Consider the following 22039-nt stretch of genomic DNA (forward strand, 5'->3'; position numbering starts at 1 on the left):
ATCAAAGTAAATTTAAGAGGTGAAGTATATGAATTGTGATATTTTCGGACTTAAATATTTAACGTATAACTCCCCATCCTCTGTGGTCAGAGAGGATGGGATGAGTCTGCGGGATTACCTGGCATATGATATGCGTGTTAAGCTGGGAGTGGTTCGCGAAAACATAAAAGATGCAGTAAGGAGAAGAAAAACAAATGCAATGTTTTTCTGTATTCCCGAATTTTACTGGAATGTCCCATGGGATTATATTTATTCGGCTGATGAAATTAATGAGCTATTTGAGTTTTATTTTAATGAGTTGAGCCTGAATCTGAAATCTCTCATGGAAGAATTTCAGGTGGTAGATCATGATAAGTTTGTTTTTATTGCTGGCAGCGTCGCACTTCTTTTGGAAGTGAACTCATTTGATAACATTCACTATGAAGCTATTAATTATTCTCTTGTGGTAAGTAATTTCACTGAGTCAGGATGTGGGTCAGAAATAAGCATGTGGCCCAAGAGGTTTGTTTCCAAGATAGATTTTGGTGAACAGAACGGGGAAGATGAAGATTACCGTTATTTTACCCTTGGTAATGATTTGAAAATAGATGTTGTAAAAAAAGGGGATGTAGTCGCAGAACATAACGGCACTGATGGCTATGGTTCTAGGTTGAATAATGTTCTTTTTGAAAAGATTCCTTTCAGTATTAATTTGTGTGTTGATTATAGAGAAGTTTTGTCAGGCGAAAGGAATAGTGAGTTAGCAGAACCTAAGAGTAAAGTAGATTTCCTGATATCATGCGGTATGCCGTACAGTGAAGATCATATTTATCCTGAATCAGTAATATATTCTGTAAGAAATGATGGTTACCCAACTATGGCTGGGGTGGAAGTGCGTAGGGTAGAGAATGGAAGACTTTCAGAAAAAATGGATATTACTGATAATTACGGTGATTTGTACCATTGGCTGCTTGATGTGTCAGAGATGAAAGAGGTAATGCACGGGTAAAAGAGCTATCAAATTCGTCGCATGGAATTCATTGTTGAGGTGGGACAGGCAACAGGACAGTGATTGATGAGCAAGCGATCGAGCGTGATTTCTGTGCTGGGGTGCTTTCCCTCCAGACTGTGGCGGATAAGTACGGAATCACGATAAAAGCCCTGCGCTATATGGCTGGATAAGGGCAAAAACGGGGCAAAAAAAAGGGGCAAAAAATAATCTTGTTCCAAAAAAACGCCCCAAAAAAAGCAGCAAAATTCTGATAGCCGCCTAAAGCCGCGTGAGCAGATTTTCGATGAAGAAAAATCATCAGAGTACGATTTTAATCTGGCGTTTGATCCTGATGAATTCGGACTTTCTGACCAGCACGCTCTTTTTGTTTATTGGTATGTAAAAACAAAAAATAGAATCGAGGCGTATAGAAAAGCGGGCTACAAATGCGAAGGCAATGCGGCTTACGCTGCTGCCAGTCGGTTGTATAGGAACGTTAAGGTGTATTAGCTCAAACTTAATCTGACATTCACTCATTTTTCAGACCCAAATTTGTCAGTTGAGTCTGACTGTCCGATGCGATAAATAAACTCTCAAGTTACTTTTCTTTCGCCAAACCCTTGCTGCTTTCCCAAGTCTGCCAAGGCGTTTTTCCATAACAGTATCGTCATGAATGGGGCGCTCACGGTTGTAAAAATAGAGCCATTGGCTGAGTTCTCGCTGGATTTCATCAGATTTACGGTAAATCTTACGGCGATACATGACATCGTAGCATTCCGTTTTCATTGTCTTGTGAAACCCTTCACAGATGCCGTTTGTCTGCGGGCTGTAAGCCTGGGGTCGTGTATGCTCGATATCTTCAATATTCAAATATAATTCAAACGCATGACTCTCTTTTTTGCCACAGAACGCCGTCCCGCGATCAGTCAATATCCGTAACAACGCTATCCCTTGCTCATCAAAGAACGGCAACACTTGCTCATTGAGCATTTCTGCGGCAATTGTAGTGGTCAACTAAAACTGGCCACCGCGTTAGAGTTTTTCCAGTATCGGTTTTCCGATTCGTTTGGTGGTAACCCACCGTTATATTCATGCGGCCTGAGCGCGCTGTAATACCCAACGATATAGTCCGTTATTGCGTGGGCTGCATCGCTGAAGTTTATGTAACCCGTCACCGGTACCCATTCGTTCTTCAGACTCCTGAAGAAGCGCTCCATTGGGCTATTATCCCAGCAGTTTCCACGCCGACTCATACTCTGTCTGATCCGATACCTCCACAGTGACTGCCGGAACTGTCTGCTTGTGTAATGGCTGCCCTGATCGCTGTGGAACATCACTCCGGCTGGTTTTCCCCGGGCCTCCCACGCCATCTCCAGCGCTTTGATGGTCAGCCTGCTGTCCGGTGAGAACGACATTGCCCAGCCCACCGGTTTTCTCGCGAACAGGTCGAGAACAACGGCGAGGTAGGCCCAGCGCCTGCCTGTCCAGATATAGGTCACATCGCCACACCACACCTGATTAGGCTCTGTCACTGCGAACTGCCGCTCAAGGTGATTCGGGATAGCGATGTGTTCAAGGCCACCGCATTTATACCGATGAGTGGGCTGTTGACAACTGACCAGCCCCAGCTCTTTCATGAGCCTGCCGGCGAGCCATCGTCCCATCCTGAAGCCCTTCATGGTTGCCATAGTTGCGATACTCCTTGCGCCAGCAGAGCCATGGCTGACGCTATGCAGTTCCAGTACCTGGCTGCGTAATACAGCTCGTCTGCCATCTGGTTTTTCAGGACGGTTTTTCCAGTATTTGTAGCTGCTGCGATGAACCCCGAACACGTGGCAGAGTGTGACCACCGGATAATGCGCTCTGAGTTTCCCGATTATCGAGAACTGTTCAGGGAGTCTGACATCAAGAGCGCGGTAGCCTTTTTTAATATTTCGTTTTCCATTTCAATACGTTGTATTTTTTTCCTCAGCTCACGTATTTCAATTTGTTCAGGAGTAATGGGAGAGGCTTTAGGTATTTTTCCCTGCCGCTCATCACGCAACTGCTTCACCCATCGCGTCATTGTGGAAAGGCCGACATCCATAGCACTGGCTGCATCTGCCACGGTGTAGTTCTGGTCAACGACCAGTTGAGCGGATTCGCGTTTGAACTCTGCACTGAAATTTCTTTTTTTCATTGAAGCACCTGTAATGTCCTGAGGTGAGCATATCACCTCTGTTCAGGTGGCCAAATTCAGTGTGCCACTACAAATCAATGCATTCTTCTCGGTATAGACTTTGGCAACAGCAACACGGCTATAAGTATCAATAAAGGTTTGCTGATAAATTCTGCCAATCCCTTTGATATTGCCGACATAATAGGTGTCTTGTGCACCCAGATAGCCTGGGTACTGTGTCTCTATTTCACCGTGAGCTTCTCGTTGGGATTTAGCTTGCTCCAGTGCCTGCAACTGAGCCTCGGTGAGAACACCGCCCTCCTGAGCCATCTTGGTTTCCAACGCAGTGAGCCGCTTTTTAAAGCATTCCAAATCATATCGTCACCAAACAGAACGAACCCCGCTGCCTGAAATCAGTATTCCTTGGCGACACGGTGCTAGCCATAAGCGGGGAATTCATAGGCCATATTTACGACGGCTTGTTCGATATGAGCTTCAACACGATTTTTTTCGATAGGTTTTTTACGACTGATTTCCTGTAGCGCCAACTCACCACCTTGTTCGTAAAGCGTTTTGAAACGATAGTAGCGGTCTCTGCTGTAGCCCATAATTTTACAGGCTTCCCGAACATTACCCAGTTGTCGTGCCAGTTCTCACAAACCGAGTTTAGGTTTAATGATTTTTGCTGTCTGATTCATTTTTCGCCTCTCTGGTATTTTTTATATACAACAAGAGAGGTCAGTTCAAGTAAGAGCTACTACAGATTTATGCATGAAGTGCTGTCTTCCGCAGATAACGCTCTTGTCCGTATGGTTGTGGGGGATGCAGATGCTAACAAACTCCCTAAATCAGCGGTGAATATGGCCTTTAATGCTGTTTCTGAGCTTGCCAAATCCCGCAATACCTAAACCTGTACTGTCGACAGTTTCCGCCAGACAGCGAACACCATCGCCGATCTGAACAAACAGAACCGCGAATTCTGGTCTAACCGCAAAGGATAATTCAATGAGTAATGCATACCTGTACCGGATGCTGGTTGGCATTGCCGGGGCTGTGTCACGTCCGCAGGATCTGACCATCGAACCGGTTATTATCGACTCCTCCCGTTCGTTCCCGGTATATGGCCTCGTCGGGAAATATGACGGTGATTATTTTGTTCCCCTGACGGCGGGCGATACTGCTGAAAAAATTCAGGGTATCTATATGTCCGGCCTTATCCGACCACTTCAACCCCTGACTGGGTACGCCAGATCGGCAAGGGTAAAAACTTCCCCGGCGATGCCTATAAGTGCATTTTTGAGCAGACTTAGCGAATGAAGAAAACGAGGGTCTGCTTACTCTTTTCCTTGATGTCAGTTCTCTTACCGTTTTCAGCACTATTGAAGTTAATAAACCCAACAATGAAATCAACGTAAATCCGGTTGACAAAGTAACGTATTTATGGATTTAAAATCATATAGTTACGTTTTTAACGTACATTTCCGTTCCATTGGGATTCAAACCCCTTATACACCACAGCCAGATTTTAAAGATGGCTAACTATTTGCCGTCTAGTCAGTTTTCAATTACATTCTTTTTTCGGGCGAAGTTACCCACTTCATTAGAATGATTAAGAGAGTGTCATGCTTCCTGTCAATAATAACCCTTATCAGCCTTTTCAGACGGGTCTCCGTTCTGCAAGGGATGCCACATCTTCAGACAATGTTTCTCACACGACAACCGTTCCACTCAGACCCGATGAGTATTATGCCCTCTGGTCTGAGTGGGAAGAAAATGCCCCACCAGGTATGGGGGAGAAACGGGACATCGCAGTGGCAAGAATGCGCGAGTGTCTGGAAACAGGCAGAGAGTTGCTTGACCTGGCTGAACTACAACTCAGTTCGTTGCCCGAATCCCTTCCTCCATATATCAGGGAATTAATTGCTTATGGCAACCACCTCAGTAAATTACCTGATAATTTACCAGAGACACTGATTGCTATTAATGCTTGCGATAATATACTCATGGAAATCCCCGCAAACATCCCTCCTAGGCTTATATCTTTTTATTTAGAAAACAATTATTTGGAAATAATATCTAGTAATCTACCCGATACCATTGAGGACCTTAATTTAGCTGAAAATAGATTATCAACCCTGCCAGCTCATCTACCTAATAACCTGCGGTTCTTAGATTTACGAGATAATCAATTTCAAACAATTCCTGCTTCCCTTTGGCGTCTTCCATCGGAGGCTAGCGTTTATTTGGATAGTAATCCGTTTTCAGCACGCACCCTCCGCAGATTCATGGATTGGGTTCAGATGGCAGATTATACCGGGCCACATTTCCTTTTCTCCATGTCAGAATACAGGGCTGATGCCCCGCCCCGTCCCTTGGGTGAAGCGGTGAAAGACTGGCTGTCAGCACAGACGGCAGAAAGTGCCTGGGCAGCCATGGAAAAGGAGGATAACGCAGCGGCCTTCAGCGCGTTCCTCAGCCGCCTGGGCGAAACCCAAAACGCGCGAGAAAATCCGGCATTTAAGGCGCGGGTGTCTGACTGGCTGACCCGCCTGGCAGAAACCCCCGCGCTGCGGGAGACAACATTTGCCGTAGCCCAGGAGGCCACCACAAGCTGCGAAGACAGGGTGACACTCGCCTGGAACGATATGCAGAAAGTGGCGCTGGTGTATGACGTTGAAAGCGGTACCTGGGATGACAGACTGCCGGAATTAATGACTGCCGGATGCGAGATGTTCCGTCTTGAACAGCTTGAGCAGGCAGCCCGTGACAAGGTTAAAACGCTCCGGTTCGTTGATGAAGTTGAGGTTTACCTGGCATACCAGACCGGCCTGCGCGATGCACTGAGGCTGACCTCTGCGGGAGAAAGAATGCGCTATGGTGACGTCTCCGGCGTGACGCAGGAAGACCTGGATCGGGCACTGGTACAGGTCAGAGAGCGGGAAAAACGGGCGTTTCCCACCTGGCTGGCACAGTGGACCCCCTGGAAAACGGCGCTGTACCGGGCCAGCCCCGGATTTGTCGAGAACATGCAGGAGCAGCAGACAGGGGCTTTAAACGACACTTATCGTCAGCGCGTGGATGCAGAACTGAAGGCCGCTGGGGTGGAGGGTATTGCTGATGCCGAAGTGGCTGTTGGCAAAAAAGTCTGGGATGAAATGACGGGTGAGAACGAGACTGCCCTTACCCGCGCGTTCCTGCAAAACCGGTACTGTGCTCTGATGGCTGATAAGCGCCCGGAGCAGGCCCTGAAAGCCGTGATTGAACTGACTTCGGTTGCTGCCTCCGCCCCTGCGGTGGCGGCTATGGCAGTCCGACCCGGCAATGTCAACGAGGCCCACCCCGGCAGCCTGCTGGCAACCAGGGTAGCAGCAGGCGGAATGGCTCCCCTTGCAGAGGCATGGGTTTCTTTATTACACCGGTTGTACGAAAACAAATACCTCGACAAAGAGGAGGTAATATCAGCGCTGCTGCCGCATAAAAAGGAGCACAGCGTTGGATCCCTCGCCCATGCCATTGCCGGCGCAGCATGGAATTCTGAGGCCGCAACGAAGCTTTGCGCCCTGCTGTCTGACGTTGCCGGCAGCGATGAAAATTCACGTCAGGACATCATGGCGCGTCTGTCTCTGAAGTTGCCCGGCTCCAGGCTCAGTCAGCTTAAGCGTAACCAGGCTGCAGATTTCTACGAACAGGCAAAAAAGGCAGATAAATTCAGCCGAAATGAAGCGGCAAAAGCACACCTGAAAGAAGGGGGACTCGTTCCAGAAAACCGGGAACTGTACAGAATGGTTTCCAGAGCACAAACCGGAGTCCGGCGAACTAAAAATCCGAAATCCAGTTTTGAAGCCCTACAGGAAAAAATTAAAGAAAAAATCACTCCGCAGGTATTGGCATTATTACATACTGCGATGGCGAGAGAGAAAGCTGAGCTGGATCGAGTTAAAATAACGACCAGAGAACAGTTGGATGGTCAGGGAAAAGAGGTGAAAAAAAGGACACAACAGGCACCACCGCACAGTCAAAACAGACAAGAAGAAACTGTGGACTGGGAGATAGCTATAGCTCAGGCAGCTAAGCGACAGAGGAACCAGGAGGAAGTCGCTGGGTGACCAGTTGCTCATCTAGGGGTTTGAATCCCAATGGAACGGAAATGTACGTTAAAAACGTAACTATATGATTTTAATTCTATCAATACGTTACTTTGTCAACCGGATTTACGTTGATTCCATTGTTGGGTTTATTAACTTCAATAGTGCTGAAAACGGTAAGAGAACTGACATCAAGGAAAAGAGTAAGCAGACCCTCGTTTTCTTCACTCGCTAAGTCTGCTCAAAAAATGCACTTAACGGGGGTGTACGCTGGAACCGCGAAATTGAAGTGATGCGTGCACTGCGCAAAGGCCAGGCCTCACCGTTTTATTATGGTGCCCCCCTGGGCGAGAGGCATCTGGTAAGCCGAGTCTTTGAAATGTAGGGCCTTTCAATAAGACAAAAGGCACTAATATCAGCGCCTTTTCGTATCAAGCCGCATTACTTGCGACGCCAGGTGGTGCCTTGGGGGCCGTCCTCCAGCACGATGTTCATCTCGTTTAGTCGATCACGCGCGGCATCCGCCAGCGCCCAGTTTTTGGTTTCGCGCGCCTCATTACGCTGTTTGATCAGCGCTTCGATTTCCGCTCCTTCACCACCGTTAACCTGCGCACCGTTTTGCAGGAACTGTTCGGGCTGTTGCTGCAACAGGCCGAGCACCTTCGCCAGCTTGCGTAGCGTCGCCGCCATGCCGTTAGCCGCCACCCTGTCCTCGTTCTTCAGGCGGTTGACTTCACGCGCCAGCTCAAACAGCACTGAGTAGGCTTCCGGGGTGTTGAAGTCGTCGTCCATCGCCTGGCGAAAGCGAGCTTCGAACGCGTCTCCCCCCATTGGCTGAGCATCAGCATCGGCACCACGCAGCGCGGTATATAACCTCTCCAGCGCAGTGCGCGCCTGCTTCAGGTTCTCTTCGCTATAGTTCAGTTGGCTGCGATAGTGGCCAGACATCAGGAAGTAACGTACCGTCTCAGCATCGTAGTGGCCGAGCACATCGCGAATGGTGAAAAAGTTATCCAGTGATTTGGACATCTTCTCTTTGTCGATCATCACCATGCCGGAGTGCATCCAGTAGTTGACGTAGCGACCATCGTGCGCGCAACTGGACTGAGCGATCTCATTCTCGTGGTGCGGAAACATCAGATCCGAACCGCCGCCGTGGATATCAAAGTGGGGGCCGAGCTGCTTGCAGTTCATGGCGGAGCATTCAATGTGCCAACCAGGGCGGCCTGCCCCCCATGGTGATTGCCAGCTCGGCTCACCCGGTTTGGACATCTTCCACAACACAAAGTCCATCGGATTGCGCTTCACATCGTCAATCTCAACGCGCGCTCCCGCTTGTAGTTGTTCCAAAGCCTGGTGCGACAGCAAACCGTATTGTGGATCGCTGTCGATGGAGAACATCACATCGCCATTGCTGGCCACATAGGCGTGATTACGATCGATCAGACGCTGGGTAATCGCGATGATTTCAGCGATATGCTGGGTGGCGCGTGGTTCTTGATCCGGGCGCTCAATCAACAATGAATCGAAGTCGGCATGCATCTCCGCCAGCATGCGCTCGGTCAGTTGATCGCAGGTTTCAGCGTTTTCCGCCGAACGGCGGATAATTTTGTCGTCGATATCGGTAACATTGCGCACATAGTTCAACGAATAGCCGAGATAACGCAGGTAACGTGCCACCACATCAAAAGCAACAAAGGTACGGCCATGGCCGATATGACACAGGTCATAGAGGGTTACCCCGCACACGTACATGCCAACTTTTCCAGCATCAATGGGTTTGAATTCCTCTTTTTGACGACTCAGGGTATTAAAAATCTTTAGCATCGGGACATTCCGTGGTGTGCGTGATAACAAAAAGGGTAACCAGGGTCAGGGGGCTAACCCGGTAGCATATTGAAACCTGAAGCCTGCTCTAATGCAAGATCATGCATGTTTTACCTACCTACCCCATAGAAAACGATAAAAATAAGCCATAGACAGCGATGTTATAACAAATTTATTTTTCCACGGGCAGGACGCCATTTAGCGGCTGCTGACTCAATCTGGGAGATATGTTATAAGGTCAGTCTGAATGTTCACTCGCTCTGTGACGTCTCATTTCATTTTGTTAGGACTACATCTATGGTTACTTTCCACACTAATTATGGTGACATTGTTATCAAAACTTTTGCTGACAAAGCGCCGGTTACCGTTGAAAATTTCTTGAACTACTGCCGCGCAGGTTTTTACGACAATACTATCTTCCATCGTGTTATCAATGGTTTCATGATTCAGGGTGGCGGATTTGAGCCTGGCATGAACCAGAAATCCACCCAAGCAGCCATCAAGAACGAAGCCAACAACGGGTTGAAAAACACCATCGGCACCTTGGCCATGGCACGCACCAACGATCCACACTCCGCTACCGCGCAGTTCTTCATCAACGTGGCAGACAACGACTTCCTGAACTTTCGTAGTGAAAACACCCAGGATTGGGGTTACTGCGTATTCGGTGAAGTGGTTGCAGGCATGGATGTGGTTGACAAGATCAAAGGCGTGAAAACCGGCCATAGTGGCATGCACCAGGACGTACCGGTAGAAGATGTGGTGATCAAAAGCGTTACCGTCAGCGAATAATCGCCACTGTATGAGTACGCTGTTCATCGCAGATCTGCACTTGTGTCCACAAGAACCGGCAATTACTGCCGGTTTTCTGGGTTTTTTACAGCGCGATGCAATCCACGCCGATGCACTGTATATCCTCGGCGATCTGTTTGAAGCCTGGACTGGCGATGATGATCCCGAACCATTGCACAATGAGATCGCCGCAGCGCTAAAGGCGCTGCAACAAGCTGGCGTACCCTGTTATTTCATCCATGGTAACCGCGATTTTCTGCTGGGCGAGCGTTTCGCCCGCGCCAGCGGCATGCAGCTACTGCCGGAAGAGACAGTGCTTGAACTGTATGGTCGCCACATTCTGCTCCTGCACGGCGATACACTATGTACCGACGATCAAACTTACCAACAATTCCGCCGCAAGGTGCGCAATCCGCTGATCCAAAAACTGTTCCTGGCCCTGCCATTGCGCTGGCGGCTGAAAATCGCCACTAAAATGCGCGCTCGTAGCCAACAGGCCAACCAATGTAAGCCGGAAGCTATCATGGACGTCAATCCACAAGCGGTTAAACAGGCAATGCTGCATCACGGCGTGCACTGGATGATCCACGGCCACACCCATCGCCCAGCAATGCATCGGCTGGATCTGAACAATAGCCAGGCCCACCGTGTAGTGCTGGGTGCCTGGCACGTCGAAGGCTCAATGATCAAAGTCAGCGCCGACGCCGTCGAACTGATCCCATTCCCATTCTAAATTCCAGAGTAACCGCGCATGTAAAAATCCGCGCTGTTGACGGCGAAAACCAGCGACGCAACCGTTCTCCTTACTGTGCACCCATGGTATGCTCTATGTCCTCATTATTCGGCCCCTGCGGCCGCGCTTGTACCATCACAGGAGCCTTCCCATGGGAGCCAACACTGCTTCAGCTAGCCACGCTGGAGTGAAAATCGCAATTGTAATGGGATCGAAAAGTGACTGGGCCACCATGCAATTTGCAGCCGAAGTGCTGACCATGCTTGATGTCCGGTTCCACGCTGAAGTCGTTTCCGCTCATCGCACACCAGACAAATTGTTCAGCTTCGCCGAACAAGCCAGCGCCAACGGGTTTGAGGTGATTATCGCTGGCGCAGGGGGGGCTGCGCACTTGCCGGGCATGTTGGCGGCGAAAACCCTGGTTCCAGTACTGGGTGTGCCAGTGCAAAGCGCCGCGTTAAGCGGCATTGACAGCCTGTATTCTATCGTGCAAATGCCGCGCGGTATTCCAGTCGCTACTCTGGCGATCGGCAAAGCCGGTGCCGCCAATGCTGGATTGCTGGCGGCACAGATCCTGTCCCTGCACGATGCGCCGTTGGCACAGCGTTTGGCAGACTGGCGTCGCGCGCAGACCGAAGATGTGCTAAACAACCCAGACCCCCGGGAGGAAGCATGAAGCCGGTTTGCGTACTGGGCAACGGCCAACTGGGGCGCATGCTGCGCCAGGCCGGCGAACCACTGGGCATTAGCGTTTATCCCATCGGCATCGATGCCACACCGGAAGCCGTACCCTATCAGAACAGCGTTATCACCGCCGAAATCGAGCGCTGGTCAGAAACCGCACTCACACGCGAGTTGGCGATCCACAACAGTTTCGTTAACCGTGACATCTTCCCACGCCTGGCCGATCGTCTGGCGCAAAAACAGCTAATTGACCAACTTGGCTTACCCACTGCACCTTGGCAGTTGCTGGCAAACGCCGCCGAGTGGCCACAGGTGTTCTCAACCCTGGGTGAACTGGCGATCGTCAAGCGCCGCGTCGGCGGTTACGATGGCCGTGGTCAGTGGCGTCTGCGCCCAGGCCAACAGCATGCTTTGCCAACTGATGCCTATGGCGAATGTATCGTTGAACAGGGTATCAACTTCTGCGGTGAAGTATCGCTGGTCGGCGCACGTGGCCACGATGGCCAGTCGGTGTTCTACCCACTCACCCACAATTTGCATGAAGACGGTATTCTGCGCACCAGCGTAGCGCTGCCGCAGCCCAACCCGGCGCAGCAGCAACAAGCCGAGCAAATGCTGGCGGCAATCATGAACGCGCTAAACTATGTTGGTGTGATGGCGATGGAATGCTTTATCGTCGGCAAGCAGTTGCTGATTAACGAGTTGGCACCCCGTGTGCACAACAGCGGCCACTGGACGCAAAACGGGGCTTCCATCAGCCAGTTTGAGCTGCATCTGCGCGCCATTCTTAGCCTGCCACTGCCGAAGCCAGTGGTAAATACCCCGGCGGTGATGGTCAACCTGATCGGCACCGCAGTAAATCATCAGTGGCTGGCACTGCCGCTGGTGCATCTGCACTGGTACAAGAAAGAAGTGCGCGCTGGCCGCAAGGTCGGCCATCTGAATCTAAATGATCCAGACGCAGTAGCGCTACGGCAAGCGTTGCAGAAGCTGGCATCGCTGCTGCCAACTGAATACCAGAGCAGCCTGGCTTGGGCACAGCAAAAGCTGGCTTGAGGTATATGCCACATCAATGGAGGGTAACCTTATGTCCAAAGCGGTATTAATAACCGGCTGTTCCAGCGGGATTGGACTGATTGCCGCGCAGGATCTGCACAACCGAGGCTACCGGGTGTTGGCCGCCTGCCGAAAACCGCAGGACGTGGAGAACATGCACCAGCTTGGGCTGGAAGGCATTGAGTTGGATCTGGACGACAGCGCCAGCGTCGAACGTGCCGCAGCACAAGTGATCACCCTGACCGGTGGCAAGTTGTACGCCCTGTTCAATAACGGCGGTTTCGGGATGTATGGCGCCCTGAGCAGCATTTCGCGCCGTCAAATGGAGCAGCAGTTCGCCACCAACCTGTTCGGTACCCACCAGTTGACCCAGTTGCTGCTGCCAGCGATGCTGCCACACGGCGAAGGACGCATTATCCAGACCAGTTCCGTGATGGGGCTGGTATCTGGCGTCGGCCGTGGTGCCTACGCCGCCAGCAAGTTTGCGCTGGAAGCTTGGTCCGATGCGCTGCGCATGGAGTTGCATAGCAGCGGCATTCAGGTGAGTTTGATTGAGCCAGGGCCGATCTCCACCCATTTTACCCAGAATACCAATCAGGCGCAGAGCGACCAGCCAGTGCACAACTCCCGCATCGTCAAACGCCTGAGGCTTCCCCCACAGGCCATTCTGCCCAAGCTGCACCACGCGCTGGAAAGCCCCAGAGCCAAACTGCGTTATCCGGTAACCCTGCTAGCACACACGCTAAGCGTGCTGCGCCGCATCCTGCCGAGCCGCTGCATGGACTGGCTACTACGCAACATCAGTTAATTTGGCCAGCGAGGTTGAAGAATACCGGCGCGCCCCCATTTACCCTTCAATCGTTCTGCAAGATCAGAGAGAAAAATACATGCTAGCTCAATCTGTTGTTGACATTAACGAAAATAACCTGCACCAAACGCTAGAACAATCGATATCGATCCCGGTACTGCTCTACTTTTGGTCAGAACGCAGCCAACACTGCCTGCAACTCACTCCAGTGCTGGAGAAACTGGCAGCAGAGTATGTCGGCCAATGGGTGCTGGCCAAGGTGGATTGTGACACCGAACAAATGATCGCCGCCCAATTTGGATTGCGTTCCATCCCGGCGGTGTATCTGTTTAAAGACGGTCAGCCGGTCGATGGCTTCCAAGGCCCGCAGTCGGAAGCGATCATTCGCGAATTTCTACAGCGTTTTTTGCCGAAGGAAGAGGATCTAAAGCTGGCTCAGGCCACCGATCTGCTGGCTGAAGCCCAGTATTCCGAGGCGCTGCCGCTGCTGAAAGATGCCTGGCAATCGAGCCAGCAGCGTAGCGATATCGGCTTGACGTTGGCCGAAACCCAAATCGCTCTGAACCGTACTGAAGACGCCGAAGCGGTACTCGCTACCATCCCACTGCAAGATCATGATACCCGTTATCAGGGCCTAGTGGCACAGATTGAGCTGCTGAAGCAAGCGGCCAACACCCCTGAAATCCAGCAGTTACAGCAACAAGTACAGCAACAGCCGGAGAACGTGGATCTGGCGGTGCAATTGGCGTTGCAACTGCATCAGGTCGGGCGCCATGAAGAAGCGCTGGAACTATTGATGGGGCACTTGAAGAGAGATCTGGCCGCTGCCGACGGCAGTGCGCGCAAGACGTTGATGGATATTCTCGCCACATTAGGCACCAGCGATGCGTTGGCCGCCAAATACCGTCGCCAGTTGTATTCACTGCTGTATTAATATTTGAGGCGCAGCTTGCTGCGCCTGCGTCTTTCTCACCGGCCACCGCTGAAGATTGCCTGAACGCCAGACGGACAACGTCATGAAATAAATCAAAATCGTGGGAACGTGCCTATTCGGTATCTCCTTCGCCATCCATCCCTGAATGACTCGTCTTTGCATGGCTGCTGGCGTAATATTCATTCACCTATGTCTGACAGGAAGGTTCACCATGCTTACTTTTATTCCCATCGTGATTGTTGTTGCGCTGATTGTGGTCTTCGCTGGCATAAAAATTGTGCCACAGGGTTTCCAATGGACGGTAGAACGCTTTGGCCGCTACACTAAAACGCTGATGCCCGGCCTCAATCTGGTTGTGCCATTTATGGATCGCATTGGCCGGAAAATTAATATGATGGAACAAGTGCTGGATATTCCCTCGCAGGAAATCATCTCGCGCGACAATGCTAACGTTGCCATTGATGCTGTGTGCTTTATTCAGGTCGTTGATCCGGCTCGCGCCGCTTATGAGGTCAGCAACCTTGAACAAGCCATCGTAAACCTCACCATGACCAACTTCCGTACTGTGCTCGGCTCAATGGAGCTGGACGAAATGCTGTCGCAGCGTGACAGCATCAACAGTCGTCTGCTGCATATCGTCGATGAGGCGACCAATCCTTGGGGGGTCAAAATCACCCGCATTGAGATCCGCGATGTGCGCCCACCGGCCGAACTGATCGCCTCAATGAACGCCCAGATGAAGGCCGAACGTACTAAACGCGCCGACATTCTGGAGGCTGAAGGGGTAAGACAGGCAGCCATCCTGCGCGCCGAAGGGGATAAGCAATCACAGATCCTCAAGGCCGAGGGCGAGCGTCAGTCGGCGTTCTTGCAAGCGGAAGCGCGCGAACGCGCCGCTGAAGCTGAAGCACGCGCCACCCAGTTAGTTTCCGATGCCATCGCCAGCGGTAATATTCAGGCGGTGAACTACTTTGTGGCGCAGAAATACACCGATGCACTGCAAAAGATCGGTTCGTCCAACAACAGCAAGGTAGTGATGATGCCACTGGACGCCAGTAGCCTGCTCGGCTCTATCGGCGGTATCGCCGAACTGTTGAAAGAAAGCAAAGGCAAATAACCATGACCACACTGATTGCAGCAAACCCACAGGGTTTCTGGCTTTCCCTTGGTGGGGTACTGCTGGCGGCGGAAATGCTCGGAGCCAGCGGCTATCTGTTGTGGAGCGGTGTAGCGGCATTGATCGTCGGCGTACTGGTTTGGCTGCTGCCGCAGTTGCCGTGGGAATGGCAGGGGGCGATATTCGCCGTGCTGACCGTTGCCGTCGCCTTTCTGTGGTGGTACTGGCTGCGTCAGCGTCCAGCGGGGGCACCCAACGATGCACAGATGCTTAACCAGCGTAACCGCCAGTTGATCGGCACCCATGCCACACTCACCGAGGCGATGCACAACGGCATAGGACGTATCAACATCGGCGACAGCAGTTGGCGCGCCCAGGCCAATGACGATCTACCGGTAGGCACTGACGTGGAGGTGATCGCAGTAGCAGGCGTCACGTTGGTGATCCGCGCCATTAGCCGTTAGCTCAAATGGCAACACCCCGCCAAATTATTGATGATGGGGCACTCTGCACCATCATCACCAGGGCATTGCTCCACCAGCGCCAGCAAACGCTGGCGCATTTCGTCCAATTCACCGATATGCCTTCCAATCTCCGCCACCTGCTGTAGGGTACGCACTTTCACATCGGCACTGTGGTGAGCCGGATCATTAAACAGTGCTACCAGTTCGTGGCACTCATTCAGAGTAAAACCCACCTACCGCGCCTGGCGCAGCAACGTCAGCTCATCGATATGCTGCGCAGAATAGCAGCGGTAGCCATTGTCGGTGCGCATCGGCGCGGTTATCAGCCCTATCTCTTCGTAAAAGCGGATCGCCTTGCTGGTTAAGCTCGTTTTTTTCGCTACGTCGCTAATATTCATTTCACTCCTTGACCTTCTCCTTGATGGAAGGTTTAAACTCCAGTCTTGGTGAAAACAGGTTAAGCAGCCAACCTTTACATACCGCCCTTGAGCGAGGAGCCGAATCATGTCACAAACTACCCTGTTAGCGTTGCAAGGACTGTCGTGCATGCATTGCACGCAACGGGTGAAGCACGCCCTGGAAAGCTGCCGCGATGTCGAACAGGCAGAAGTTAGCATGCATTACGCCAAGGTGACCGGCGATGCACCGAGTAGTGCGCTGATAGCCGCCGTAGCAAATGCCGGCTATCAGGCCAACTTGGCGAGTGGCAGCGCCGCAAAAACTGAGCCGTTGACTGACGCAACCTCTTCGTTGCCGGACGCTCAGCCAGCGGTGTCATCTTCCCTCCCGGCAACCGACAATAATAATGATGATGACGTGCAACTGTTACTTAATGGTCTGAGTTGCGCCAGTTGCGTCAGCAAGGTACAGCACGCGCTGCTGGCCGTACCCGGCGTTGAGCAAGCGCGGGTGAACCTGGCGGAGCGCAGTGCATTAGTAACCGGCACTGCCGATCCGCAAGCGTTGGTCACGGCAGTGGAAAAAGCGGGCTTCAGTGCGGAGATGATCCATGACGAGACCGAACGCCGCACGCGTCAACAGCAAACCGCGCGTGACAAAATGAAGCGTTTTAGCTGGCAGGCGGCGCTGGGTCTGGCACTGGGTATGCCACTGCTGGCCTGGGGTCTATTCGGCGGCAGCATGTCGCTGACGCCAGAAACCCAGCGCCCGTGGCTGGTCGTCGGTATCATTACCTTGGCGGTGATGGTATTTGCTGGCGGACATTTCTACCGTAACGCTGGGCGTGCGCTGATGAACGGCAGCGCCACCATGGATACGCTGGTGGCGCTGGGTACCGCTGCCGCTTGGCTGTACTCAATCAGCGTCAACATGTGGCCTGATTTTTTCCCACTGGCGGCGCGCCACCTGTATTACGAGGCCAGCGCGATGATCATTGGTCTAATCAACCTGGGCCAGGCACTGGAACAACGGGCGCGTCAGCGCTCTTCGCAGGCATTGGAACGGTTGATGGATCTGACGCCGCCCACTGCGCGGCTGGTCACCGACAACGGCGAACGTTTTATCCCGTTGGCAGAGGTGCAGCTCGGCATGAGGCTGCGCCTGACTACCGGCGATCGCGTGCCAGTGGATGGTGAGATTGTGCAAGGTGACGTGTGGCTCGATGAAGCGATGCTAACTGGTGAAGCAGTGCCGCAGCAAAGGAGCGTGGGCGACACCGTTTATGCCGGTACGGTGGTCGACAACGGCAGCGTACTATTCCGCGCCGCTGCCATCGGCAGCAAAACCACACTAGCGCGCATCACCAAGCTGGTGCGGCAGGCTCAGAGCAGTAAGCCGGAAATCGGCCAACTGGCGGATCGCATCTCCGCGATATTCGTGCCAGCGGTGGTGGTGGTGGCATTGATCAGCGCCACCCTCTGGTACTTCTTCGGCCCACAGCCACCGTGGGGGTATACGTTAGTGATCGCCACTACGGTGTTGATCATCGCCTGCCCGTGCGCCCTGGGGCTAGCCACGCCGATGTCGATCATCGCCGGTGTCGGCCGGGCGGCTGAATTCGGTGTGCTGGTACGCGATGCCGATGCATTGCAGCAGGCCAGCCAACTCGACACCTTGGTGTTTGATAAAACCGGCACCTTGACCGCAGGCCGCCCACAGGTGGTGGAGATCCTGACCTTTAATCAGGTTAGCGAACATCAGGCGCTCAGTTGGGCCGCTGCGCTGGAACAAGGCTCCCATCACCCACTGGGGCGAGCCATCGTAGAACGCGCCGCTGGGCAAACGCTGCCACAGGTGGAGCAATTTCGTACTTTGCGCAGCGCCGGGATTAGCGGTGAAGTGGGCGGCGTAAAACTGCTCCTGGGCAACGCCGCGCTGCTGCAACAGCACCAGATAGCGCTCGATCAGCTAGAGGTACAGATACACAGCCAAGCCGAGTGCGGCGTAACGCCGGTGCTGCTGGCCGCCGATGGTGAGCCAGCCGCGTTGTTCTCCATCCGCGATCCACTGCGCAGTGACAGCGTTGAGGCATTGCAGCGCCTCCACCGGCAAGGCTACCAGTTAGTGATGATGACTGGCGACAACCCGCTGACCGCCAACGCCATCGCCAAAGAGATCGGCATAGATCGGGTGATTGCTGGCGTGCTGCCGGAGGGCAAAGTAGCGGCAATCAAGCAGCTACAGGCGAAAGGACAGCGCGTAGCGATGATCGGCGATGGCATCAACGATGCGCCAGCACTGGCGCAGGCCGATGTGGGCATCGCCATGGGCGGCGGCAGCGATATCGCTATCGAAACTGCGGCGATGACCCTGATGCGCCACAGCCTGCACGGTGTCGCCGATGCGCTGGAGTTATCGAAAGCGACATTGCGCAATATGAAGCAAAATCTGTTCGGCGCGTTTATTTACAACACGCTGGGCATTCCGATCGCTGCTGGCGTGCTCTATCCGCTCATCGGTACGCTGCTCAGCCCGGTAGTCGCTGGCGCGGCGATGGCGCTGTCATCTATTACCATAGTCAGCAACGCTAATCGGCTGTTGCGCTTTAAACCTAAAGGGGAACCCTTCCAGGGTGAGAAATAGCCTCCGGTTGTTTCGACATCTTTCCTTCAGGCTTTCTGATATGGCGGAGAGTGTTTAGCATGAGGCCACCATGGCCCCCTCACCGGTCAAGTTTGAAAGCAAATACCTTCTTGGAGTCCCGCTATATGGGTCAACTGCTACGCCACATCGCCGCCTTTCTCGGCCTGATTTCTCCCATCAGCTATGCCTACCCGGCACTGGACATCAACCTGCCCGGTGGTCGCCAACTGCATCTGGTGGGCAGCATTCATATGGGTACGGTGGATATGGCTCCGTTGCCAACCAGGCTGATCATGCGCCTGAAACAGGCGGATGCGTTGATCGTCGAGTCCGATATCACCGGTTCCGCCTCACCATTTGGTGATGCCGAGCCGCAGCCGGGGCTTGAGCAGCGCCTTTCCACCGATGAATTCCGCCAGTTACTGATGCTATGCCAAGAACTGGAGGCTGATGTCCACGCATTTTCGACCTTACCAGGCTGGCAGGTGGCACTAATGATGCAAGCGCGTCAGGCTCAACGCCTGGGGCTGCGCACCGAGTACGGGGTGGACTACCAGCTATTACAGGCGGCCAAATCACAGCACATAAGGGTGATCGAGCTGGAAGGGGCGCAACAACAGTACGCTATGCTGGAACAATTGCCGAGAGGGGGCATCGTGCTACTGCGCGACACACTAGAGCATTGGCATACCAATGCGCGGCTGTTACAGACGATGATCAGTTGGTGGCTTAACGTCAAACCCAGCGGCGCATGGGATACGCTACCCACCACCTTCAGTACCGAACTGTATGATATGCTGATGCATCAGCGTAACCAAGATTGGCGGCAAAAGCTGGAGACATTGCCAACGGGCAACTATGTCGTGGCGGTAGGCGCATTGCATCTGTATGGCGAAAATAATTTGCCAGCGATGCTACAGCCACGGCAGTAAATCTATGTCGGCACCTATTCCACCAGCTTGTTAACATCGCCAAACGTGACTGAATCACGCTCTGAAGCCATTGTTCTTCCCGATCAGCGGCAATGTCGCTTCTTGGTTTTGTCGCCTCTTTGTTGGATGGCATGGAACCGATGAAATCGGTTTTTTTTACCACTAATCGCTATTACTTACGTATCACCTGAAAATATGATTAACAAAGTAAAGTAAACCTGAAAATTATAAACTTAAGCACATCATTAATATTAGTTATCTAACAGATAAATAGCTGTTACTTGCAATATTAGATATAAAATCTCCCCATTGATAAACCAAAAGTGAAACTCACCATTTTTTCATATAAAATTAGCATTTAACCAAAAAATGGGTGAACAAATGCAATAAACTCGATATAGCCGTCATACTTCAAGTTGCCTGTGCCTGTGCTTGAGCTTGCCTCGCTCACCCCTGTCACTGACGGATGTCAGCGCCTGAGGTTAATGAACCTCATCCCTGAGGTTCAGCCTGCGGCCCAGCACACGCGCTGTTCAAATCAGTTTCCGACCGATTTGTCGCTGCGTTGTCGCCTTCCTGCAACTCGAGTGATTTAGGGCATATATCTTTCGTGACTTTGTTGCGTGTTTCCCTTACCACGATGTACAGCCAAAAGGAGCTTGAATGCATAATTCAACACCGCTAATCACTACGATCGTCGGGGGATTAGTCCTCGCCTTCCTCCTCGGAATGTTGGCAAACCGCCTGCGCATCTCCCCTCTGGTGGGATATCTCGCCGCAGGAGTACTCGCTGGCCCATTTACCCCCGGTTTTGTCGCCGACACTTCATTGGCACCGGAACTGGCGGAAATCGGTGTGATCCTGTTGATGTTCGGTGTGGGGCTGCATTTTTCGCTTAAAGACCTCCTCGCTGTAAAATCTATCGCCATCCCCGGTGCCATAGCACAGATTGCGGTTGCAACGCTGCTAGGCATCGGACTCTCTACGCTGCTTGGTTGGGATTTACTCTCCGGCCTGGTATTCGGTCTCTGCCTGTCCACCGCCAGCACCGTGGTGTTATTGCGCGCACTGGAAGAACGGCAGTTAATAGACAGCCAGCGCGGGCAAATTGCCATCGGCTGGTTGATCGTCGAGGACTTGGCAATGGTGCTAACGTTGGTACTGTTGCCAGCTTTTGGCAACATGATGGACAACGGCAACACCCACAGCAGCCAACTGCTGATGGAACTGGCGATCACCATTGGCAAAGTCATCGCTTTTATCGCCTTGATGATCGTGGTCGGTCGCCGTCTGGTGCCTTGGATACTGTCAAAAACCGCCAGCACCGGTTCGCGTGAGCTATTCACCCTGGCAGTCTTGGCACTGGCGCTTGGCATTGCCTACGGTGCGGTGAAGCTGTTCGATGTTTCCTTTGCGTTGGGTGCTTTTTTCGCTGGCATGGTATTGAACGAATCGGAGCTAAGCCATCGTGCGGCCCACGATACGCTGCCGCTGCGTGATGCGTTCGCAGTGCTGTTCTTCGTCTCGGTCGGCATGCTGTTTGACCCGATAATCCTAATCAACGAACCGTTGGCCGTGTTGGCAACACTGGCGATCATCGTGTTCGGCAAATCTGCCGCCGCATTCCTGCTGGTGAGACTGTTCGGCCACTCCAAACGCACTGCACTAACTATCTCTACCAGCCTGGCACAGATCGGCGAGTTCGCTTTTATCTTGGCCGGTCTAGGCATTACGCTGGGGATGATGTCGGAGCATGGACGCAACTTGGTGCTGGCCGGTGCTATCCTGTCGATTATGCTCAACCCGCTGTTGTTCACTCTGCTGGAGCACTATCTGGCCAAAACCGAGATCATAGAAGAACAGAGCCTGGAAGAAACGGTGGAAGAAGAGAAACAAATCCCAGTCGAAATGTGCAACCATGCGCTGGTGGTCGGCTATGGCCGCGTCGGTAGCCTGCTAGGCAGCAAACTGGCCGAGGCAGGCATTCCGCTGGTCGTGGTTGAAAACTCTCGCCCGCGCGTTGAGGCGCTGCGTGAACAGGGCATCAAGGCGGTATATGGCAATGCCGCCAATCCTGAGGTGATGGATCTGGCACGCTTCGACTGCGCTCGCTGGCTGCTGCTAACCATCCCGAATGGCTATGAGGCCGGCGAGATCGTCGCCTCGGCGCGTCATAGACGGCCAAACATTGAGATTATCGCCCGTGCACATTACGACGATGAAGTGGCTTATATTTTTGATCGCGGGGCCAATCAGGTGGTGATGGGTGAGCGGGAGATCGCCAACAGCATGCTGAACATCCTTAAATTGGATAGGCTGAGCGAAGAAGATAAAGTGGGCAATTGCCCGATCTAGGTCATCTATCGTGGCGGCGTCACAGACCCAAAAGCCGATAATCAAAGGGGAAGGGGAAGGTCCCCCTAGGTGACTCGCTGCT

At 52.6% G+C, this 22039-nt stretch carries 16 protein-coding genes and 6 pseudogenes; 17 read left to right on the forward strand and 5 right to left on the reverse strand.

Going from position 1 to position 22039, the window contains the following annotated elements; genetic code table 11:
- Positions 1-28: 28 nt before the first annotated feature.
- Entirely contained in the window at positions 29-988 is a 960-nt protein-coding gene (locus tag SYMBAF_RS12400) for a hypothetical protein (RefSeq protein WP_040266916.1), read from the forward strand.
- Between the two features lie 580 nt (positions 989-1568).
- Here SYMBAF_RS12400 and SYMBAF_RS12405 read toward each other — a convergent pair.
- The 3 genes and pseudogenes from SYMBAF_RS12405 to SYMBAF_RS12415 form a co-directional block, all read right to left on the reverse strand.
- Positions 1569-1966: pseudogene (locus SYMBAF_RS12405) on the reverse strand (integrase core domain-containing protein); the annotation flags it as partial.
- Positions 1967-1980: 14 nt separating this feature from the next.
- Positions 1981-3149 (reverse strand): IS3 family transposase gene (locus tag SYMBAF_RS12410; RefSeq protein ID WP_152609001.1). Its coding sequence is split into 2 segments (ribosomal slippage): positions 1981-2900 and positions 2900-3149, totalling 1170 coding nucleotides; the frame shifts between segments, so codons are not numbered across the junction.
- Positions 3150-3203: 54 nt separating this feature from the next.
- Positions 3204-3778 (reverse strand): annotated as a pseudogene (locus tag SYMBAF_RS12415) (helix-turn-helix domain-containing protein); the annotation flags it as partial.
- Positions 3779-3892: 114 nt separating this feature from the next.
- On the opposite strand from SYMBAF_RS12415, the pseudogene SYMBAF_RS17840 reads away from it, so the two are divergent.
- The 5 genes and pseudogenes from SYMBAF_RS17840 to SYMBAF_RS12435 all read left to right on the forward strand — a co-directional run.
- Positions 3893-4129: pseudogene (locus SYMBAF_RS17840) on the forward strand (DUF2213 domain-containing protein); the annotation flags it as partial.
- A 4-nt stretch (positions 4130-4133) separates the two neighbouring features.
- Positions 4134-4445 (forward strand): gp53 minor capsid family protein, encoded by a 312-nt coding sequence (locus SYMBAF_RS12425; protein WP_419789487.1) that lies wholly within the window; start codon positions 4134-4136, stop codon positions 4443-4445.
- A 305-nt stretch (positions 4446-4750) separates the two neighbouring features.
- Positions 4751-4933: pseudogene (locus SYMBAF_RS18505) on the forward strand (leucine-rich repeat domain-containing protein); the annotation flags it as partial.
- A 480-nt stretch (positions 4934-5413) separates the two neighbouring features.
- A complete protein-coding gene (locus SYMBAF_RS12430; protein WP_237162876.1) occupies positions 5414-7234 on the forward strand; it encodes an NEL-type E3 ubiquitin ligase domain-containing protein in 1821 nt (606 codons plus the stop codon).
- Between the two features lie 262 nt (positions 7235-7496).
- Positions 7497-7598: pseudogene (locus SYMBAF_RS12435) on the forward strand (IS6 family transposase); the annotation flags it as partial.
- A 56-nt stretch (positions 7599-7654) separates the two neighbouring features.
- Here the strand turns inward: SYMBAF_RS12435 and cysS are convergent.
- A complete protein-coding gene (cysS, locus tag SYMBAF_RS12440; RefSeq protein ID WP_040266918.1) occupies positions 7655-9040 on the reverse strand; it encodes a cysteine--tRNA ligase in 1386 nt (461 codons plus the stop codon).
- Positions 9041-9337: 297 nt separating this feature from the next.
- On the opposite strand from cysS, the gene ppiB reads away from it, so the two are divergent.
- The 8 genes from ppiB (at position 9338) to SYMBAF_RS12480 (ending at position 15628) form a co-directional block, all read left to right on the forward strand.
- The gene (gene ppiB, locus SYMBAF_RS12445; protein WP_006708036.1) at positions 9338-9832 is read left to right on the forward strand and encodes a peptidylprolyl isomerase B; all 495 of its coding nucleotides are present in this window, start codon (positions 9338-9340) and stop codon (positions 9830-9832) included.
- 10 nt (positions 9833-9842) lie between these two features.
- A complete protein-coding gene (locus SYMBAF_RS12450; protein ID WP_040266920.1) occupies positions 9843-10565 on the forward strand; it encodes a UDP-2,3-diacylglucosamine diphosphatase in 723 nt (240 codons plus the stop codon).
- A 151-nt stretch (positions 10566-10716) separates the two neighbouring features.
- The gene (gene purE, locus SYMBAF_RS12455; protein WP_040266923.1) at positions 10717-11241 is read left to right on the forward strand and encodes a 5-(carboxyamino)imidazole ribonucleotide mutase; all 525 of its coding nucleotides are present in this window, start codon (positions 10717-10719) and stop codon (positions 11239-11241) included.
- Positions 11238-12305, forward strand: coding sequence for a 5-(carboxyamino)imidazole ribonucleotide synthase (gene purK, locus SYMBAF_RS12460; RefSeq protein ID WP_040266925.1), 1068 nt, complete (start codon positions 11238-11240; stop codon positions 12303-12305). Before purE ends, purK begins: the two co-directional genes overlap by 4 nt.
- A 31-nt stretch (positions 12306-12336) precedes the next feature.
- The gene (locus SYMBAF_RS12465; RefSeq protein ID WP_040266927.1) at positions 12337-13113 is read left to right on the forward strand and encodes an SDR family oxidoreductase; all 777 of its coding nucleotides are present in this window, start codon (positions 12337-12339) and stop codon (positions 13111-13113) included.
- Positions 13114-13192: 79 nt separating this feature from the next.
- Positions 13193-14047 carry a co-chaperone YbbN gene (locus tag SYMBAF_RS12470; protein ID WP_040267108.1) on the forward strand — a complete coding sequence of 285 codons (855 nt, stop codon included), beginning with the start codon at positions 13193-13195 and terminating at the stop codon, positions 14045-14047.
- Positions 14048-14258: 211 nt separating this feature from the next.
- The gene (locus SYMBAF_RS12475; RefSeq protein ID WP_006708032.1) at positions 14259-15164 is read left to right on the forward strand and encodes an SPFH domain-containing protein; all 906 of its coding nucleotides are present in this window, start codon (positions 14259-14261) and stop codon (positions 15162-15164) included.
- A 2-nt stretch (positions 15165-15166) separates the two neighbouring features.
- On the forward strand, positions 15167-15628 hold the full coding sequence (locus tag SYMBAF_RS12480; RefSeq protein WP_040266929.1) for an NfeD family protein: 462 nt from the start codon (positions 15167-15169) through the stop codon (positions 15626-15628).
- On the opposite strand, the pseudogene cueR reads toward SYMBAF_RS12480, so the two are convergent.
- Positions 15625-16026: pseudogene (gene cueR, locus SYMBAF_RS12485) on the reverse strand (Cu(I)-responsive transcriptional regulator). The gene SYMBAF_RS12480 and the pseudogene cueR overlap by 4 nt on opposite strands.
- A gap of 106 nt (positions 16027-16132) precedes the next feature.
- Between cueR and copA the strand changes: the two are divergent.
- From copA to ybaL, 3 genes are all read left to right on the forward strand, one after another.
- Positions 16133-18670, forward strand: a complete 2538-nt coding sequence (copA, locus tag SYMBAF_RS12490) for a copper-exporting P-type ATPase CopA (protein WP_040266930.1) — start codon at positions 16133-16135, stop codon at positions 18668-18670.
- Between the two features lie 125 nt (positions 18671-18795).
- Positions 18796-19602, forward strand: a complete 807-nt coding sequence (locus tag SYMBAF_RS12495; RefSeq protein WP_040266931.1) for a TraB/GumN family protein — start codon at positions 18796-18798, stop codon at positions 19600-19602.
- A gap of 663 nt (positions 19603-20265) precedes the next feature.
- Entirely contained in the window at positions 20266-21957 is a 1692-nt protein-coding gene (gene ybaL, locus SYMBAF_RS12500) for a YbaL family putative K(+) efflux transporter (protein WP_040266932.1), read from the forward strand.
- Positions 21958-22039 lie beyond the last annotated feature (82 nt).

This window comes from Serratia symbiotica (genome assembly GCF_000821185.2).
Lineage (GTDB): Bacteria > Pseudomonadota > Gammaproteobacteria > Enterobacterales > Enterobacteriaceae > Serratia > Serratia symbiotica.

Excerpts from the sequence above, each read along its gene's own strand:
- ppiB (WP_006708036.1), top strand. The coding sequence starts at position 9,338 with ATGGTTACTTTCCACACTAATTATGGTGACATTGTTATCAAAACTTTT.
- cysS (WP_040266918.1), bottom strand. The coding sequence starts at position 9,040 with ATGCTAAAGATTTTTAATACCCTGAGTCGTCAAAAAGAGGAATTCAAA.
- SYMBAF_RS12430 (WP_237162876.1), top strand. The coding sequence starts at position 5,414 with ATGGATTGGGTTCAGATGGCAGATTATACCGGGCCACATTTCCTTTTC.
- purE (WP_040266923.1), top strand. The coding sequence starts at position 10,717 with ATGGGAGCCAACACTGCTTCAGCTAGCCACGCTGGAGTGAAAATCGCA.
- SYMBAF_RS12425 (WP_419789487.1), top strand. The coding sequence starts at position 4,134 with ATGAGTAATGCATACCTGTACCGGATGCTGGTTGGCATTGCCGGGGCT.
- SYMBAF_RS12475 (WP_006708032.1), top strand. The coding sequence starts at position 14,259 with ATGCTTACTTTTATTCCCATCGTGATTGTTGTTGCGCTGATTGTGGTC.
- SYMBAF_RS12400 (WP_040266916.1), top strand. The coding sequence starts at position 29 with ATGAATTGTGATATTTTCGGACTTAAATATTTAACGTATAACTCCCCA.
- SYMBAF_RS12470 (WP_040267108.1), top strand. The coding sequence starts at position 13,193 with ATGCTAGCTCAATCTGTTGTTGACATTAACGAAAATAACCTGCACCAA.
- SYMBAF_RS12465 (WP_040266927.1), top strand. The coding sequence starts at position 12,337 with ATGTCCAAAGCGGTATTAATAACCGGCTGTTCCAGCGGGATTGGACTG.
- copA (WP_040266930.1), top strand. The coding sequence starts at position 16,133 with ATGTCACAAACTACCCTGTTAGCGTTGCAAGGACTGTCGTGCATGCAT.
- ybaL (WP_040266932.1), top strand. The coding sequence starts at position 20,266 with ATGCATAATTCAACACCGCTAATCACTACGATCGTCGGGGGATTAGTC.
- SYMBAF_RS12450 (WP_040266920.1), top strand. The coding sequence starts at position 9,843 with ATGAGTACGCTGTTCATCGCAGATCTGCACTTGTGTCCACAAGAACCG.
- SYMBAF_RS12480 (WP_040266929.1), top strand. The coding sequence starts at position 15,167 with ATGACCACACTGATTGCAGCAAACCCACAGGGTTTCTGGCTTTCCCTT.
- SYMBAF_RS12495 (WP_040266931.1), top strand. The coding sequence starts at position 18,796 with ATGGGTCAACTGCTACGCCACATCGCCGCCTTTCTCGGCCTGATTTCT.
- purK (WP_040266925.1), top strand. The coding sequence starts at position 11,238 with ATGAAGCCGGTTTGCGTACTGGGCAACGGCCAACTGGGGCGCATGCTG.